This is a genomic window from Dokdonella sp. GW821-FHT11D02 (genome assembly GCF_058808595.1).
On sequence record NZ_CM179520.1, the window covers coordinates 4,313,553 to 4,329,129 of the forward strand.

17 protein-coding genes are annotated in these 15,577 nt (G+C 67.2%); 10 read left to right on the top strand and 7 right to left on the bottom strand.

Annotated features, from left to right (window positions below):
* Positions 1 to 56: 56 nt before the first annotated feature.
* The 3 genes from trmB (at position 57) to AC3QL3_RS18320 (ending at position 3,217) form a co-directional block, all read left to right on the top strand.
* The gene (gene trmB / locus AC3QL3_RS18310; RefSeq protein WP_492895536.1) at positions 57 to 749 is read left to right on the top strand and encodes a tRNA (guanosine(46)-N7)-methyltransferase TrmB; all 693 of its coding nucleotides are present in this window, start codon (positions 57 to 59) and stop codon (positions 747 to 749) included.
* A gap of 156 nt (positions 750 to 905) precedes the next feature.
* On the top strand, positions 906 to 2,756 hold the full coding sequence (locus AC3QL3_RS18315; protein WP_492895537.1) for an SLC13 family permease: 1,851 nt from the start codon (positions 906 to 908) through the stop codon (positions 2,754 to 2,756).
* A 92-nt stretch (positions 2,757 to 2,848) separates the two neighbouring features.
* Entirely contained in the window at positions 2,849 to 3,217 is a 369-nt protein-coding gene (locus AC3QL3_RS18320; protein WP_492895538.1) for a hypothetical protein, read from the top strand.
* A 13-nt stretch (positions 3,218 to 3,230) separates the two neighbouring features.
* On the opposite strand, the gene AC3QL3_RS18325 is transcribed toward AC3QL3_RS18320, so the two are convergent.
* Positions 3,231 to 3,563 carry a Rieske (2Fe-2S) protein gene (locus tag AC3QL3_RS18325; protein WP_492895539.1) on the bottom strand — a complete coding sequence of 111 codons (333 nt, stop codon included), beginning with the start codon at positions 3,561 to 3,563 and terminating at the stop codon, positions 3,231 to 3,233.
* Positions 3,564 to 3,694: 131 nt separating this feature from the next.
* Between AC3QL3_RS18325 and AC3QL3_RS18330 the strand changes: the two genes are divergently transcribed.
* The 3 genes from AC3QL3_RS18330 (at position 3,695) to yedA (ending at position 5,926) form a co-directional block, all read left to right on the top strand.
* The gene (locus AC3QL3_RS18330) at positions 3,695 to 3,982 is read left to right on the top strand and encodes a hypothetical protein (RefSeq protein ID WP_492895540.1); all 288 of its coding nucleotides are present in this window, start codon (positions 3,695 to 3,697) and stop codon (positions 3,980 to 3,982) included.
* Positions 3,983 to 4,040: 58 nt separating this feature from the next.
* Positions 4,041 to 4,904 carry a bifunctional transcriptional activator/DNA repair enzyme AdaA gene (locus tag AC3QL3_RS18335; protein ID WP_492895542.1) on the top strand — a complete coding sequence of 288 codons (864 nt, stop codon included), beginning with the start codon at positions 4,041 to 4,043 and terminating at the stop codon, positions 4,902 to 4,904.
* 101 nt (positions 4,905 to 5,005) lie between these two features.
* A complete protein-coding gene (yedA, locus tag AC3QL3_RS18340; protein ID WP_492895543.1) occupies positions 5,006 to 5,926 on the top strand; it encodes a drug/metabolite exporter YedA in 921 nt (306 codons plus the stop codon).
* 45 nt (positions 5,927 to 5,971) lie between these two features.
* On the opposite strand, the gene AC3QL3_RS18345 is transcribed toward yedA, so the two are convergent.
* The 4 genes from AC3QL3_RS18345 to AC3QL3_RS18360 all read right to left on the bottom strand — a co-directional run bounded on the left by AC3QL3_RS18345 (position 5,972) and on the right by AC3QL3_RS18360 (position 10,677).
* Entirely contained in the window at positions 5,972 to 7,285 is a 1,314-nt protein-coding gene (locus tag AC3QL3_RS18345; protein ID WP_492895544.1) for an ABC transporter permease, read from the bottom strand.
* Between the two features lie 10 nt (positions 7,286 to 7,295).
* Positions 7,296 to 8,459, bottom strand: coding sequence for an ABC transporter permease (locus tag AC3QL3_RS18350; protein WP_492895545.1), 1,164 nt, complete (start codon positions 8,457 to 8,459; stop codon positions 7,296 to 7,298).
* A gap of 126 nt (positions 8,460 to 8,585) precedes the next feature.
* Positions 8,586 to 9,275, bottom strand: coding sequence for an ABC transporter ATP-binding protein (locus AC3QL3_RS18355; RefSeq protein ID WP_492895546.1), 690 nt, complete (start codon positions 9,273 to 9,275; stop codon positions 8,586 to 8,588).
* Between the two features lie 166 nt (positions 9,276 to 9,441).
* Entirely contained in the window at positions 9,442 to 10,677 is a 1,236-nt protein-coding gene (locus tag AC3QL3_RS18360; RefSeq protein WP_492895547.1) for an efflux RND transporter periplasmic adaptor subunit, read from the bottom strand.
* Positions 10,678 to 10,921: 244 nt separating this feature from the next.
* Here AC3QL3_RS18360 and AC3QL3_RS18365 point away from each other — a divergent pair, with 244 nt between their 5' ends.
* The 4 genes from AC3QL3_RS18365 to AC3QL3_RS18380 all read left to right on the top strand — a co-directional run bounded on the left by AC3QL3_RS18365 (position 10,922) and on the right by AC3QL3_RS18380 (position 14,168).
* Positions 10,922 to 11,356 carry a DUF3052 domain-containing protein gene (locus AC3QL3_RS18365; RefSeq protein WP_492895549.1) on the top strand — a complete coding sequence of 145 codons (435 nt, stop codon included), beginning with the start codon at positions 10,922 to 10,924 and terminating at the stop codon, positions 11,354 to 11,356.
* A gap of 45 nt (positions 11,357 to 11,401) precedes the next feature.
* Positions 11,402 to 12,091, top strand: a complete 690-nt coding sequence (locus AC3QL3_RS18370) for a fumarylacetoacetate hydrolase family protein (protein ID WP_492895550.1) — start codon at positions 11,402 to 11,404, stop codon at positions 12,089 to 12,091.
* Between the two features lie 71 nt (positions 12,092 to 12,162).
* The gene (mscL, locus tag AC3QL3_RS18375) at positions 12,163 to 12,558 is read left to right on the top strand and encodes a large-conductance mechanosensitive channel protein MscL (protein ID WP_492895551.1); all 396 of its coding nucleotides are present in this window, start codon (positions 12,163 to 12,165) and stop codon (positions 12,556 to 12,558) included.
* Between the two features lie 167 nt (positions 12,559 to 12,725).
* On the top strand, positions 12,726 to 14,168 hold the full coding sequence (locus tag AC3QL3_RS18380; protein ID WP_492895553.1) for a M28 family peptidase: 1,443 nt from the start codon (positions 12,726 to 12,728) through the stop codon (positions 14,166 to 14,168).
* 6 nt (positions 14,169 to 14,174) lie between these two features.
* On the opposite strand, the gene AC3QL3_RS18385 is transcribed toward AC3QL3_RS18380, so the two are convergent.
* Both AC3QL3_RS18385 and AC3QL3_RS18390 read right to left on the bottom strand, forming a co-directional pair.
* The gene (locus AC3QL3_RS18385) at positions 14,175 to 14,999 is read right to left on the bottom strand and encodes a TrmH family RNA methyltransferase (protein WP_492895554.1); all 825 of its coding nucleotides are present in this window, start codon (positions 14,997 to 14,999) and stop codon (positions 14,175 to 14,177) included.
* Positions 14,996 to 15,553, bottom strand: coding sequence for a GNAT family N-acetyltransferase (locus AC3QL3_RS18390; protein ID WP_492895555.1), 558 nt, complete (start codon positions 15,551 to 15,553; stop codon positions 14,996 to 14,998). Before AC3QL3_RS18390 ends, AC3QL3_RS18385 begins: the two co-directional genes overlap by 4 nt.
* Positions 15,554 to 15,577 lie beyond the last annotated feature (24 nt).

The window sequence follows — 15,577 nt, forward strand, 5'->3', positions numbered from 1 at the left end:
CGCACGCGGCGGCCGTTCGTGGCCGCCGTTGCAGCGGAAAGCAGCGCACTCTTCGCATGAACGAGCCCCAATCCCACGAGCGCCGCATCCGCAGCTTCGTGCTGAGGCAAGGCCGTTTCACGCCCGCGCAGCAGCGCGCGTTCGATCAGCACTGGTCGCGCTACGGCCTCGCCTGCGATAGCGACGCGAAGCGCGATTTCGCCGCCGTCTTCGGCCGCCGCGCACCGCTGGTGCTCGAGATCGGCTTCGGCAACGGCGAGCAGCTGCTGCATTCGGCCGCGCATGAGCCGGCGCGCGATTTTCTCGGCATCGAAGTGCATCGCCCCGGGGTCGGCCGGCTGATGAACGGTCTCGCGGCGGCCGGTGTAGAAAACGTGCGCCTGTACAACCACGACGCGGTCGAGGTATTGCAGCGGGAAATCGGCGCGCAGACGCTGGCCGAGGTGCGTATCTACTTTCCCGATCCGTGGCACAAGAAGCGCCATCAGAAACGCCGCCTGATCCAGCCGGATTTTCTCGACCTGCTCGCCAGCAAGGTCGAACGCGGCGGGCGCTTGCATCTGGCGACCGACTGGGCCGACTATGCCGAGCAGATGCGCGAGGTGCTGGCCGCGACTCCTGCGTGGCGCAGCGACCCGCAGTACGCCGCCACGACGACGCGTCCGCCGTGGCGCATCGAAACGCATTTCGAGCGCCGCGGCCTGCGGTTAGGCCACGGCGTCTGGGATTTCGTCCATGAACGCGCATAGGATGGGAGCTGGGGCCGGGGACGGCCGCAGGTGGACGATCCAACGGCGCGAGCCAGCGCGCCGGATCGCTCCGACCGGACCGTGGCGATCGGGGACGGATCGCGAACCGAATCACTCCTGATCACGGTCAGGCCCACACAACAAACCAAGCCCCGAATGGACGCCGGCCTGACCCTCACCACCAACATGATGCTCGTGTTCGCGCTGCTCGCGTTCACCGTGCTGATGCTGGTGCTGGAATGGATCCGCGCCGACCTCGTCGCCCTGCTCGTCATCGTCGTCATCGGCATCACGCGCCTGCTGCCGGTCGAGCAGCTGTTCGAGGGCTTCGCCGGTAACGCGGTGATCTCGCTGATCGCGGTGATGATCATGGGCGCCGGCCTCGATCGTACCGGCGTCTTGAGCAAGGCGGCGTCGTTCATCCTGCGTCTGGCCGGTGGCGTCGAATCGCGCGTTTCGCTGCTGATCAACGCGATGGTCGGGAGCCTGTCTGCGGTGATTCAGAGTCAAGCCCTGTCGGCGCTGTTCCTGCCGGTGGTCAGCCGCATCAGCGCGCGCACCGGCCTGCCGCTGAAACGGCTGTTGCTGCCGATGGCCTGCATGATTCTGTGCGGCACCAACATCACCATGATCTCCAACTCGCCGCTGATCCTGCTCAACGATCTGATCGCGAGCGCGAACCGCAACCTGCCGCCGGGCGCACAAACGATCCAGACATTCAGCCTGTTCGCGATCGCGCCGATCGGCATTCCGCTGCTGCTGGCGGGCCTGGCGTTCTTCGCGCTGTTCACGCGCAAACTGCTGCCGAGCGAGGAAGAGCGGCAGAAGGTCACGCCGGGCCGTACCGAAACCTACTTCGCCGAGACCTACGGCATCGATGGCGACGTAGTGGAGCTGGTGGTCACCACCGACAGCCCACTGGTCGGCATGAGCGTGGGCGAGGTCGAACAGCTGCGCGGTGCGCCGCTGATTCTGGCGCTCAAGACCGGCAACGAAGCGCGCCTGGCGCCGCCCGGCGACCAGATGATCTGGGTCGGCAGCGTGCTCGGCGTGCTCGGCAAGCGCGAGGCGGTGGCCGAGTTCGCCAACAACCAGCTGTGCCAGGTGCAGACGCGCCTGCGCAATTTCGCCGACCTGTTCAATCCGAGCCGCGCCGGCATCGCCGAGGCGGTGATCCCGCCCAGTTCGCGCTGGCTGAAGAAAGCGGTCGGCGAACTGCGTCTGCGCAAGACGCACGGCATCTCGGTGCTGGCGGTCAACCGCGGCGATCAGGTTTTCCGCGAAGACGTGCGCAAGGTCGCGCTGCGCGCCGGCGACACCCTGGTGTTGCACGGCTTCTGGCGCGACCTGGCGCAGACCGCCGAATCGCACGACTTCGTCGTCGTCACCGACTACCCGAAAGACGAGCAGCGCCCGAGCAAGATCTGGCACGCGACCACGTTCTTCGCACTGGCGATGGGCCTGGGCCTGTTCACCGATCTGAAGCTGTCGATCGCGATGCTGGCCGGCGCCGTCGGCATGCTGCTCTCGGGCGTGTTGAACATGGACGAGGCCTATGGCGCGATCAACTGGAAGACGATCTTCACCCTCGCCTGCCTGATCCCGCTCGGCTGGGCGATGGACTCCACCGGCGCCGCTGCCTGGCTCGCACAAGAAGTGCTGGTCTATCTCGGCAGCTGGCCGCAATGGGGCCTGCAGGCGGTGGTCGCCATTCTCGCTCTGCTGTTCTCGCAGGTCGTCTCCAACGTCGGCGCCGCGGTCATGACGGTACCGATGGCGATCAACATCGCGCTCGCTTCGGGCGGCAATCCGGCCGTCTACGCCATGATCGTCGCGATCTCGACCTCCAACACCTTCATCATGCCGAGCGCCAATCCGGTCATCATGATCGTCGCCGGACCGGGCGGTTATCGCCGGCGCGACTTCCTCCGCGTCGGCATACCGCTGACCGTACTGATGCTGGTGGTCATGCTGGTCGCGGTGAACCTGATCTTCGGTCGCCTCTGAGCCGTCCGCCGGCGGCCTGTGTCGCGCCGGCGTGCAACGGAGTACGCTGTCGGCGGAACGGTCCGCAGGGATGCCTCTAGAGGGGAACTCCCATGATCCGCTTCGCGTTACTTCCGCTGGTTCTCGCTGCGCTCGTCGGCAGCGCGCCCGCCATCGCCGCCGGCTGCAAGGTCAGCGGTACCGTGTACGACTTCGAGGGCCGCCCGCTGCGCGACGCGGTCGTGCGCCTGGTCGACCTGCAGACGCGCCAGGCCTCGTTCGTCATGGCCGATACGCAGGCGGGCTTCACCGTCGACGCGGCCGCAGCCGGTTCCGACGGCTATCGCCTCGACGTGCTGAGCGAACCGACGCGCGTGACCGGCTCGAACATCCCGACCCGCTCGATCCTCGGCATGACCACGCCGTTCAGCTGCGGAACCGGGCAGCTCGCGCGTCAGGACGTGCGCGTGCAGGTCGAATAAGGCACGCGCGGCGTCAGCGCAGCACCACCGCGCCGTCGACGACCTCGACCGCCACCGCGATCAGGCGGCTGCCGCGACACGGACCTGCGATGCATTCGCCGCCATCGACGGCGAACGTGGCTCCGTGCGCGGCGCAAATCAGACGGCCCTCGCGCACCAGGAACCGACCCGGCGCGTAGTCGAGGTTGCGCCCCTGATGCGGGCATTCGTTGTGGTAAGCGAACGCACGCTCGCCTTGGCGCAGCAGAATCAGCTCGTGAACGCCGTCTGCGGCTTCGACGCGCGCGGAGATCGCATCGCCGTCGGGAATCTGCTCGAGCCGGCACAGCGGCGGGATTGCGTTCATACTTTCAGCACTTGTCGGCGCGGCATCGGCACGCATATTTGGCAAACTGCAAGTTTTTCGAGGGCTGACCCTCGACAACGTGCGCACCGCAACGGAAGGCGGCGCGCGATTCTGTCACACGGAGTTTCGGCATGTATTTTGGTTCGTTCCGCACGTTTCGCCCGCGCCATCCGCTCGCACGCATCGCCGTAGCGGTGCTCGGCTTCATCGCCGTGCTGGCCCTGGTCGCGCTCGGTCTGTTCGCCATCGCGGCGCTCGCGATCGGCGGCGGCATCGTCCTGCTGGTCAACGCCTTGCGTGGCGTGTCGCGCGGCGCGACGCCGCCGGCGGCGAGCGCCGCGCGCCCGGCGCCGACCGGCGTGATCGAGGGCGAGTACACCGTCGTACCGACGCCGTCGACGCGCGAACCCACCCGCTAGCGCGGATCGGCGCAAGATTCGGATGGCCCGGGCGCGGACGCGGGCGTAAATTGAGCGCATGAACGCTCAGCTCTCACCGCGTCGCGATCCGCTCGAACAGGCACGCCGTCTGATCGAAGAGTCGCGTGGCGAACGCGTGAACCTGACCACGCTGGCGCAAGCGGTCGGACTCAGCCCGACCCATTTGCAGCGGCGTTTCCGTGCGCGCTTCGGTCTGTCCCCGGCCGAGTACGCGCGCCAGCTTAAACTCGGCGCCTTCAAATCCGCATTGCGCCAGGGCAGCGCCGTCACCGACGCGGTCTACGATGCCGGCTTCGGCTCCGGCAGCCGCGTCTATGAAAACTCCGACGCGCTGCTCGGCATGACGCCGAGCGCCTACCGCAGCGGCGGCGCCGGCGCCGAGGTGCGCTACACCACCTTGGATACCGGACTCGGGCGACTCTTAGTCGCGACCACCACGCGCGGCATCTGCTCGGTCGCGATCGGCACCAGCGACCAGCGTCTGCTGGCCGACCTGCGCGCCGAATTTCCGCAAGCCGAGCTCGAACGCGTCGACGACGGCCGCGACGAGTGGTTGCGCGCAATCGTCGAGCGCGTGCTCGCCGACCTCGCCGGCAAAGCCCCGGCCGACACGCCGCTGCCGCCGCTCGATCTGCGTGCAACCGCATTCCAATGGCGTGTCTGGCACGCATTGACGCGCATCCCGCGCGGCGAAACGCGCAGCTACGCCGACATCGCCGCAGAGATCGAGGCGCCGCGCGCGGCGCGCGCGGTTGCGCGTGCCTGCGCGAGCAATCGGCTCGCCTTCGTGGTGCCCTGCCATCGCGTCGTGCGTGCGGACGGTCAGCCCGGCGGCTGGCGCTGGGGCCCGCCGCGCAAACGCCGGCTGCTGCGGATCGAAGCCGGAATGGCTCCTACTTGAACCCGTGCAGTGGAACTCGTGAAGGGCCACCGCCGCCGCTATCCTGATATGCGGCCACCTCCCCGCCCGATGGATTTTCGGCGCCACCGCGCCCCTCTTCGATGAACGACACTTCGTCTTGCGCACCCGCCGAGACGGCGGCCTCGTCGCCGCTGCTCACTCCGCGCGTGCTGGTTCCGCTCGCGCTGATCGCGCTGTACCTGATCTGGGGCTCGACCTATCTCGCAATCCGCGTCGCGCTGGCCAGCTACCCGCCGTTCCTGATGGCCGGCACTCGCTTCCTCTGCGCCGGCGTCGCCTTGTTCGCGTTCCTGCGCTGGCGCGGCATGGCCTCACCGACGCGCGCGCAATGGCTCAACGCCGCCGCCACCGGCACCTTGCTGCTCGGCTTGGGCAACGGCTTGGTCTGCTACGCCGAGCAGAGCGTCAGCTCGGGCCTCGCCGCGGTCGCGGTCGCCGCGATGCCGTTGTTCGCCGCCATCTTCGCCGGCTTGTACGGGCAGTGGCCGCAACGCATGGAATGGCTCGGACTCGGCGTCGGCTTCGCCGGCGTGATCCTGTTGAATTTCGGCGGCGGCATGGCAGGAGCGCCGCTCGGCGCGGTGGCGCTGCTGGTCGCCGGCGTGGCGTGGGCGTTCGGTTCGGCCTGGAGCCGCCAGCGCGACATGCCGCCCGCAGCAATGAATACCGCCGCGCAGATGCTGACCGGCGGCGCGGTGCTGTTCGTCGGCGCACTGCTCGCCGGCGAGCGCTTTCCGGTTTCGCCGACGCTGAGTTCGACGCTGGCCCTGGTCTATCTCGGCGTGTTCGGCTCGATCATCGCCTTCTCCGCGTATCTGTATCTGCTCAACACCGTGCGTCCGGCGCTGGCGACCAGCTACGCCTACGTCAATCCGCCGGTCGCGATCCTCTTCGGCGCCTTGCTCGGCGGCGAATCGGTGCACGGCTTGGACGTGATCGCGATGGCAGTAATCCTCAGCGGCGTGGCGCTGATCGCCTTGGCGCGCGCGCGCCGCAACTGACCGTGCTTGCCCCTCTCCGGGCGGAGAGGGGCGCAACGAACCCGCTTACAGCTCGCGCAAGGCGGTCGTCACCGGCAAGCGTGCCGCGCGCAGCGCCGGGTACAGGCCGCCGATGAAGCCGATCGCGAGCGCCCACTTGAGACCGGTCCACAACAACGCCGGCGACACCTTGAAGTCGAAGGTGAGCTGGCCGACGCCGGACATGGTCGAAGCCGTGTAACCGTTGAAGACCAGCCAGGCGAGCGCGCCACCGATGGCGCCGCCGATCAGCGCCAACAGCATCGTCTCGAGCATGATCGCAACCACCACCGGCACGCCGCGGAAGCCGATCGCGCGCAAGGTCGCGATCTCGCGCGCACGCGTCGCGACCGCAGCGAACATCGTGTTGAGCGCGCCGAACACTGCACCGATGCCCATGATCGCGCCGACCACGATGCCGATGAAGGTGATCACCTTGGCGATCTGCTCGGATTGCTTGCTGAAGTATTCGATCGTCGTGCTGGCGTCGACCTGCAGGCGCGGATCGGAAGCCAGCGACGCTTTGAACGGCTCGAACGCGTCGGCGCCGGTCAGACGCACGAACACGGAACTTAAGCTGTTGCCGCTGCGATAAGCCGGGCCGATCACGTCGGCATCGCCCCACAGTTCCGATTCCATCGCGTCCTTCGACTCGAAGATACCGACGATCTTCCAGGTCTGGCTGCCGAGCTTGATCTCACGGTCGACCTCGAGTCCTTCGAACTGGCGCTGCGCGCCCTTGCCGGCGACCAATTCGCGCAGGCCCGGCTGAAAGGTGCGGCCGGCGACGATCTTCGCGTTCGGCCGGAGCTTCCAAGCGCCATCGCCGATACCGCGCAGCTGCACGCTGCCGAAGTCCTCTTCGACGTTGCCGCCCTTGATCGGCAAGTTCGCCGCGACCACCAGTTCGGACGAAGTGATCGGCTTGCCTTGTTCGTCCTTGGCGATGCCGGGCGCCTGCTCGATCACCAGCGCGTTGTCCTTCGACAACACCGAGGCCACTTCTGCCGCCGAGGCGCCGCGCATGACGATCGCGGTGTCATCGCTGCCGCTGCGGCGCAATGTTTCGCTGTAGCCCTCGGCCATCGCGAGCATCGCCACCAGCACGGCGACCACGCCGGCGATACCGACCACGATGACGGCCGAGGAACCGAGCCGCTGCGGCAAGGTGGCGACGCCGATGCCGGTGACCGAAGCCGCCTGACGGCCGCTGCGCAACGAGGACATCCACACCGCCAGCAGGACCAGCAGCACGACCAGCCCGATCCACGGCAGGTTGAGGAAGATCGCGACGCCGACGATGACGGCGAGAAAAGTGACCAGACCAATCAGAAATTTCATCTCACTCTCCTCAGCGGCCGGCCAGTGCGTCGACGATGTTCAAGCGCATCGCGCGCAGCGCCGGCAGCGCACCGATGACCAGGCCGATCGCGAGCATCAGCGCCAGCCCGAGCAGCCAGCTGCTGACGCCGACCGGCGGCAGATTCAACATGCCGTTGCTGTTGGCGGTGATCGCCGGCGCCAACAGGCTGACCAAGCCGATGCCGATCAGGCCGCCGATCAGGAGCAGCAGGATCGATTCCGCCAGCACCAGACCGAGCACGCTGGTGTTGGAAAAACCAATCGTCTTCAGCACCGCCAACTCGGACGTGCGCTCACGCACTGCCTGCATCATCGTATTGCCGGTCAAAAGCAGCAGGGTGAAGAACACCGCGCCCATGATCGAGGTCACGATCAGGCCGATGTCGGCGACGTTCTTCATCCACGAAGCCATCGCCGCCTGTTCGGTCTGCGTCTTGGTCTCGTGATCGGAGTTCGCCGACAGGCCGTCGATCGCCTTCGCCACGCGATCGGCGTTGGCCGGATCGGTCACGCGCGTGACGTACCAGCCGACGGTGCCGCGGTTGTAGGGCGTGGTCTCGTCGAAGTTCTTCCAGTGCAAGAGAAACATCTGGTCGTACCAGGAGTTCTTCTCGTCCTTGGAGTGGATGATGCCGACCAGATCGAAGTTCCAGTTCTTGCTGCCCGACTTGTCCGGGAAGATCGTCGACTGCAGCGGAATCTTGTCGCCGACCTTCCAACCGTATTTCTGCGCCAGCACCGCACCGACCACCGCGCCGTTGGGCGTGTTCGCGAACGCCTTTCGTTGCTCCGGCGAGATCGAGATCTCCGGATACATTTCGATGTAGTTCGGCGCGACCGCGAACGAAAATATCTGGTTGTGCGGATCTTGGTAGGCGCCGCCGAACCAGTTCGCGTAGGTGACCATCTCGACGCCGTCGACCGCGCCGATGCGCGATTCCAGCGCCAGCGGCAGCGTCTGGATGAAGGACAGGCGCGAGCCGGTCTGCAGGCGCTTGGCGCCGTTGGCCGATTTGCCGACGTCGTCGAAGGAGATGCGCACCGCGTCGAGCAGGCCGAACAAGAGAAACGCCGCGATGATCGAAACCAAAGTCAGGATCGTGCGCGTCTTGCGGCGGAACAGCGCGGCCCATATGAGGTGGAGATATTTCATGGCTTCGTACCTGTGCGAAGACTGCCGTTTCTGTAGCCGTCATTCCGGCGCGAGCCGGAATCCATTTCGAGTTCGTCTCGCCCTCGAAAGACCGATGGATTCCCGCATTCGCGGGAATGACGAGATCTAGGCATGCGCCGACTGTTCCACCAGCGTGCCCTTGTCCAGATGCAGCGTATGACTGGCGTATTCGGCCGCCTTCGGATCGTGGGTCACCATGATGATGGTCTTGCCGTGATCGCGATTGAGCGTCTGCAGCAACGTGAGCACGTCCTCGGCCGATTGGCGATCGAGGTCGCCGGTCGGCTCGTCGCAGACCAGAAGCTTGGGGTCGGACACGATCGCGCGCGCGATCGCGACGCGCTGCTGCTGACCGCCGGACAGTTCGGTCGGCTTGTGCGACGTGCGCTCGGCCAGCCCGACCAGCTGCAGCGCGATCGAGGCGTTCTTCTTGCGCTGCGCGGCCGAGAGCTTGGTCAACAGCAGCGGCAGCTCGACGTTCTTCTGCGCCGTCAGCATCGGCAGCAGGTTGTAGAACTGGAAAATGAAACCGACGTGGTTGGAACGCCACTTCGCCAGCGCGCCCTCGCCGAGCTGATCGATGCGCTCGCCGCCGACCGACAGGGTGCCCTCGGTCGGCGAATCGAGCCCGCCGATCAAATTCAGCAGCGTCGTCTTGCCGGAGCCGGACGGACCCATCAGCGCGAGGAAATCGCCCTCGGCGATGTCGAGGTTGATGTGATGCAGCACCTCGACCTTCTGCTTGCCGCGCTCGTAGGTTTTGCTCAGGTTGCGGATTTCGACCAAGTTAGCCATGACGTTTCCCTAAGTTGAGGACTGCCGACCGGCGACGCTGCGGACGGCCCGGCTGATTTCATCCGCCGAGCGCCTGCAACGATCACCTCCGACGCGTCCTGCCGCGCCGATTCATACCCATGACGAACGGGAAGCCGCCTTTTCGACATCCCGTCATCGCGAACATTTACTTCGCCCCTTTCACTTCGACCCGAGCGCCGTCGGCCATCTCGGCCGGCGGCTGCCGCACCACGCGCGTGCCGACCGCGATGCCTTCGGTCAGGCGCAGGTCGCCGAAACTCTGCCCCGGCGTGACCGCCTTGGCGCGCGCACGCTCGCCTTCGAGCGCGAATACCGTGTCCTTGCCGTCGCGCTTGACGATCGCCGAGCCCGGCAGCAGCGCACCCTTCGGCGGGGGCGGCGGCGTCGCACCGGCCGGCTTGGCTTCTTCCATGAACGACACGCGCACGCCCATGTCGGGCAGGATGCGTGGATCTTTCTTCTCGATGGCGACGCGCACCTTCACCGTCGCCTTGCCGCGGTCGGCGCTCGGGATGATCGCGATCACGTGCGCCGGAATCTGCCAATCCGGATACGCGTCGAGCACCGCCTGTGCCGGCTGATTGGGCTGCACGCGGTTGATGTAGGACTCGGTCACGTCGACTTCGACCTCGAGCGAATCCATGTCGACGATGGTGCCCACGCCGGTACGCGTGAAGCCGCCGCCGGCCGACAGCGGCGATACGATTTCGCCGACCTGAGCCGCCTTGGCGGTGATCACGCCGGCGAACGGCGCGCGCACGGTGCAATAGTCGAGCTGCACCTGCGCGGCACGAATGCCCGCGGCGGCGACCTCGACCTGCTTGCGCTGCGTTTCCAGTTGCGAAACCTGGGTCTCGACTTGGGTGCGCGCGACTTCGACCGACTGCGTCGACACCAGCTTGCGCTTGACCAGATCCTCCGCGCGCACCAGATCGCGCCGGCTCTGAGCGAGCTGCGCCTGGTACTGCGCGAGTTGCGCCTGCGCCGCACGCAAGCCCGCCTGCGCTTGCGCCAGCGCCGCGTTCTGCGCGGTGTCCTCGAGCGTCGCCAGCACCTGGCCGGCTTCGACCCGCTCGCCTTCTTCGATCAGCACCTGGGTCAAGGTGCCGGTGATCTGCGCCGAAACGGTGGCCTGGCGACGCGCAGTCACGTAGCCGGTCGCCTGCAGCACCGCCGCCGCGGCGCCGCCACCACCGCCCGGCGCACTCGCCGTCGCGACGTCGACCTCGAACACCTTCGCGTGCGGCAGCATCCACCACACACCGGCACCGACGATCGCCAGCAGCACCACCGCCGCGGCGATCCAGATCGGCGCGCGCGAACGCGCCGCGGGTTCGCTGCGATCGATGCGCAGCTGATGCAGCAGATCCTTGTTTTCCACTCGAATGTCATCCCCGGCGCCGAAGCGCAATGTGCGCAATTTGGAAAGCTCGGCATCCTGCCGTCGTCCGCAAGCCAGTATCGGCGCAACTCCGTCGCGCACGCGTGCGGCTCACGCGAAAAGGCTCAGAGCGGCGATACGCTCTTGCACTTGCTGCCTGTTCCGACCGTCTTCCAGTTTGCCATAGACTGGAGTAGACACCAGCCGAGCTCAAGGCGTCGCAGTCATGCGACGGATGTGACAGATGTCAGTAGAAGTCACCGGCTATTCCGGCAAACCCGTGTGGCGCAAGCTCGGTCTGAACGCCGAGTTGCGCGTGCGCGTGCTCAACGCGCCGCGCGACTACACCGAACTGGTCGGTGCCGAGCATCCGATCGAGCCGGTCGGCGCGCGCGCCGCGTTCGATTTCGCGCACGTGTTCGCGACCTCGGCGGCGATGCTGGCGAAGGACGTCCGCGCGCTGGCCGCGCGGCTGCCGGCCGACGGAGTGATCTGGGTTTCCTGGCCGAAGAAGGCGGCCAAGGTCGCGACCGACATCGGCGAGGACACGGTGCGCGCGATCGCGCTGCCGCTCGGCCTGGTCGACGTCAAAGTCTGCGCGATCGATGCCGTCTGGTCCGGCCTGAAACTGGTCTGGCGGCTCGAGCAGCGTGCCGGCAAGACGCCCGCGCGCCGCTGAGTCGCGCTGCTATTCTGCGCGTCCCGCTTCCGCGAAAGCCAACGCATGAACTACGTGATTCCCGCGCCGGCCGTGCCGAGCGTTCCCGTCGCCGGCACCGCCGAGCGCTTTCCGGTACGTCGCATCTTCTGCATCGGCCGCAACTACGCCGAACACGCGAAAGAGATGGGCGCCGCCGTCGATCGCACGCAACCGATGTTCTTCTGCAAGCCGGCCGATGCCATCGTCGCCGGCGACGAGGTCGAGGTGCCGTATCCATCGGGCACCGCGGACCTGCATCACGAAGCGGAGATGGTGGTCGCGCTCGCGCGCGGCGGCGCCGACATCACAGCCGAGCACGCGCTCGAACACGTGTTCGGCTACGGCGTCGGGCTCGACCTGACCCGCCGCGACCTGCAGGCGGTGGCGAAGGCGAAAGGGCATCCGTGGGACGCGGCGAAAGCGTTCGACCATTCCGCGCCGATCTCCGCATTGCATCCGGTTGCCGCGGTCGGCCATCCTTCCAGCGCGACCTTGAGCCTGCGCGTCAACGACGTGCTGCGGCAGCAAACCGACATCGCCGACATGATCTTTCCGGTCGCCGCGATCATCCACGAGCTGTCCAAGCTGTGGACGCTCGCCGCCGGCGACCTGATCTACACCGGCACCCCGGCCGGCGTCGCCGCGCTGGTGCCGGGCGATCGCTTTCTCGTGCAGCTGGGCGACATCGCCGCTTTGCGCGGGCGCATTTTTTAACGTGGCCTCACACGGAGTCCACGAAGCTTTGGGTTAGGATGCCGACGTTCCAGCCAACTGTGGGAGGTGCCATGAGTTTCGGTTCCGAATTCAAAGCCTTCGTCATGCGCGGTAACGTGCTCGATCTCGCGGTCGGCGTGGTCATCGGCGCCGCCTTCGGCAAGATCGTCACGTCGCTGGTCGATCAGATCATCATGCCGCCGATCGGGCTGTTGATCGGCGGGGTCGACTTCTCCGCCTACAAATGGATCCTCAAAGCCGCCGGCGCAGACGGCAAGGGCGAGGTCGCGATCCAGTTCGGCGCCTTCCTCAACACGATCATCCAGTTCGCGATCGTCGCCTTCGCGATCTTCCTGGTGATCAAGCTCGTCAACCGCTTGGTCAAGAAGCAGGAAGCCGCACCGGCACCGCCGGCGGTGGACGTCGTGCTGCTGACCGAAATTCGCGATCTGCTCAAGACTCGCTGAGACGTTCCCGGCGCAGAGCCCGGCCTCGATCCGGGCTCTGCCGCTGTCGAAGTTGCCGATCCTGCGCGATTTCCGGTGGCAGCGGCTCCATTCCGCGCGTGACGTTTGGCCCGATCGAGGGGTACAGCGCTGACGCATAATGTCCGTTTTCCCGCACGGACACCGCCATGCGCTTGCAGCCGCTCGCTTTCGCCCTCGCCCTCTGCCTCACCACGTCGGCCGCGTTCGCCGCCGGCAAGCCCGGCAAACCGACGACGATCGCGCCGGCCGACATCACCATCGCCGAGCAGCTGCGCGAACGCGCGCTGCACGACGACACCGCCTGGCAGTTCACCGAAGGCCTCACCACCGAAGTCGGCGCGCGTCTGGCCGGCGGCCCGAACGATGCGAAGGCGCGCGAATGGGTCACCGCGAAGTTCAAGGCGCTCGGCTTCGACAAGGTCTGGAGCGAGCCGGTCACCTTTCCGAAGTGGGTGCGCCGGAGCGAGCACGCCGAAGTGCTGGCGCCGTTTCCGCAGCCGCTGACCCTGCTCGCGCTCGGCCATTCGCCCGGTACACCGGCCGGCGGCCTCGAAGCCGAGGTGGTCGGCTTCGATTCGTTCGATGCGCTCAAAGCGGCCGACGCGGCCAGCGTGCGCGGCAAGATCGTCTACGTCGGCGCGCGCATGCACGCGCACAAGGACGGCCACGACTACGGCATCGGCTCGCAGGTACGCGTGGAAGGTCCGCCGCTGGCGACGCAGAAAGGCGCGGCCGCGTTCCTGTTGCGCTCGGCCGGCACCGACAACGACCGCCTGCCGCACACCGGCGTGACGCGTTACGAACCCGGCCAGCCGGCGATTCCGGCGGCCGCGCTGTCCAATCCCGACGCCGACCAGATCGAGCGCCTGCTCAAGAGCGGCCAACCGGTGCGCGTCAAGCTCGCGCTCGACTGCGGCTTCGAAGGCGACTACGTCGGCGCCAACGTGATCGGCGAGCTGCGCGGCTCGAAGAACCCCGAGCAGTTTTTCGTGATGGGCGGACATCTGGATTCGTGGGATCCGGGCACCGGCGCGATCGACGACGCCTCCGGCATCGGCATCGCGGTCGGCGCCGCGCGCCTGATCGCGCAGCTGCCCAAGCGTCCGGCGCGCAGCATCCGCGTGGTCGCCTTCGCCAACGAGGAAGCCGGCCTGTTCGGCGGCAAGGCGATGGCGGAGAAGTACAAGAAGACGATCGGCAACGCCGTGCTCGGCAGCGAATCGGATGCCGGCGCCGATCGCATCTGGAAGATCACCGCGTCCGTAAAGCCCGAGGCGCGCGGCGCGATCGACCAGATCGCCGCCGCGCTGAAGCCGCTCGGCATCGAATACGACGCCGAGGCGCCCGGCCGTGCCGGCTCGGATCTCTCTGCGCTGCACGCGGTCGGCATGGCCGGCTTGTCGCTGCACCAGGACATGACGCGCTACTTCGCCTGGCACCACACCGCCAACGACACGCTCGACAAGATCGATCCGGAACAGCTGCGCCAGAACGTGGCCGCCTACGCGGTGGTCGCCTATCTCGCCGCGCAAGCGAACGGCGATTTCGGTTCGGCGCCGGGCGCGTTCGCCAAGGACGGCGAAGAGTAATTCCGCTCAGCCGCTGCGCTGCCGCCAGTATTCGCCGAGCAGTACGGCGGCGCTGGCGGCGACGTTGAGGCTTTCGACCGCGCCGCTGCCGGGAATCGTCAGGCGCAGATCCGCCGCCGCGATCAGCGCCGCGCTCATACCTTCGCCTTCGGCACCCAGCATCAGCAAGAGGCGCGGCGGCAACTTCGTCGCATACAAGGCGCTGCCCTCGCGCGGCACCGTCGCGGCGAGCGCGTAGCCGCGCGTCCGCAACGCGGCCAGGGCGTCCGCCGCGGAATCGGCACGCGCCAGCGGCACCACCTCGGCGGCGCCTTCGGCCACGCGCGCCGCAGCGCCCGATACTTCCAGCCCCGACGTCGCCGACACGATCGCAGCGTGCGCGCCGAAGTGCGCCGCACTGCGCAGCAAGGCGCCGAGATTGTGCGGATTGCCGACGCCGTCGAGCCACAGCAGCAGCGAAGGCGCCGGTGCCGGCGGCAACCGCGCGAGCAGCGCATCCAGTGTCAGCGGCGCTTCACGCACGAGATCGAAGCAGACGCCCTCGTGATGGCGCGAAGCGGTCAGCTTATCGAGATCCGTTTCTTCCACCACGCGATAGCCGATGCGCTGCTTCACGCACCAGGCCAGCACCGCCTTCAATGCCGGAATGCGCGCCTCGATCAGATACACCTTGCGCAGCGCCTGCGGCCGACGCGCGAACGCGGCGAGGCAAGCGTTGAGGCCGTACAGCCGCGTTTCGGCGTTCTTCTGCGGAACCGCTGCGCGTACTGGCTCGGCGCGTTGCCACGGTGAACTCGTGTGGCTCTTCGGTGTGTTGCGTTCACGGTTCATGCCGGCTCCCGCGCGCGCCGCACCAGCGCGTAGAGATAGACGTCGAGCAGCTGGCCGCGTTTGTACACGGCCGACTTCTGCACGCCTTCGCGCTCGAAGCCGGCCTTCTCCAGCACGCGCGCCGAGGCCGGATTGATCTCATACACCGTCGCGTACAACCGCTGCAGCGGGAACGATTCGAGCACGCGCGGCACGAATGCGCGCAGCACGGTGGTCATCAAACCGCGTCCCCAATAGCGCTGCGCCAGCCAATAGCCGAGTTCGGCCGAATGGCGAAACACATCGCTACCCAGATGCAGACCGACGCCGCCGACCGCCTTGCCATCGACCTCGATCGCCCAAGCGCGATCGGATTCGTCGACCGCACGCTCGAGCCAAGCGCGGCCGTCGTCGCCGGTGTAGGGATAGGGAAAGCGATCGCGCAGGCCGCGCGAAACGCTCTCGTCGTTGGCGCTGGCGACCAGGCTGTCGAGATCGTCGAGCCGCCACGGACGCAGCACGGCGACGCCGCAATCGAGCCGCAGCAGCGGCCAGCGGGAAGAATCGGAAGACATGGCCGCATGCTACACGAGGCGGCC

Coding starts and splice junctions, on each gene's coding strand:
- trmB (WP_492895536.1), top strand. CDS start 57: ATGAACGAGCCCCAATCCCACGAGCGCCGCATCCGCAGCTTCGTGCTG.
- AC3QL3_RS18315 (WP_492895537.1), top strand. CDS start 906: ATGGACGCCGGCCTGACCCTCACCACCAACATGATGCTCGTGTTCGCG.
- AC3QL3_RS18320 (WP_492895538.1), top strand. CDS start 2,849: ATGATCCGCTTCGCGTTACTTCCGCTGGTTCTCGCTGCGCTCGTCGGC.
- AC3QL3_RS18325 (WP_492895539.1), bottom strand. CDS start 3,563: ATGAACGCAATCCCGCCGCTGTGCCGGCTCGAGCAGATTCCCGACGGC.
- AC3QL3_RS18330 (WP_492895540.1), top strand. CDS start 3,695: ATGTATTTTGGTTCGTTCCGCACGTTTCGCCCGCGCCATCCGCTCGCA.
- AC3QL3_RS18335 (WP_492895542.1), top strand. CDS start 4,041: ATGAACGCTCAGCTCTCACCGCGTCGCGATCCGCTCGAACAGGCACGC.
- yedA (WP_492895543.1), top strand. CDS start 5,006: ATGAACGACACTTCGTCTTGCGCACCCGCCGAGACGGCGGCCTCGTCG.
- AC3QL3_RS18345 (WP_492895544.1), bottom strand. CDS start 7,285: ATGAAATTTCTGATTGGTCTGGTCACTTTTCTCGCCGTCATCGTCGGC.
- AC3QL3_RS18350 (WP_492895545.1), bottom strand. CDS start 8,459: ATGAAATATCTCCACCTCATATGGGCCGCGCTGTTCCGCCGCAAGACG.
- AC3QL3_RS18355 (WP_492895546.1), bottom strand. CDS start 9,275: ATGGCTAACTTGGTCGAAATCCGCAACCTGAGCAAAACCTACGAGCGC.
- AC3QL3_RS18365 (WP_492895549.1), top strand. CDS start 10,922: ATGTCAGTAGAAGTCACCGGCTATTCCGGCAAACCCGTGTGGCGCAAG.
- AC3QL3_RS18370 (WP_492895550.1), top strand. CDS start 11,402: ATGAACTACGTGATTCCCGCGCCGGCCGTGCCGAGCGTTCCCGTCGCC.
- mscL (WP_492895551.1), top strand. CDS start 12,163: ATGAGTTTCGGTTCCGAATTCAAAGCCTTCGTCATGCGCGGTAACGTG.
- AC3QL3_RS18380 (WP_492895553.1), top strand. CDS start 12,726: ATGCGCTTGCAGCCGCTCGCTTTCGCCCTCGCCCTCTGCCTCACCACG.
- AC3QL3_RS18385 (WP_492895554.1), bottom strand. CDS start 14,999: ATGAACCGTGAACGCAACACACCGAAGAGCCACACGAGTTCACCGTGG.
- AC3QL3_RS18390 (WP_492895555.1), bottom strand. CDS start 15,553: ATGTCTTCCGATTCTTCCCGCTGGCCGCTGCTGCGGCTCGATTGCGGC.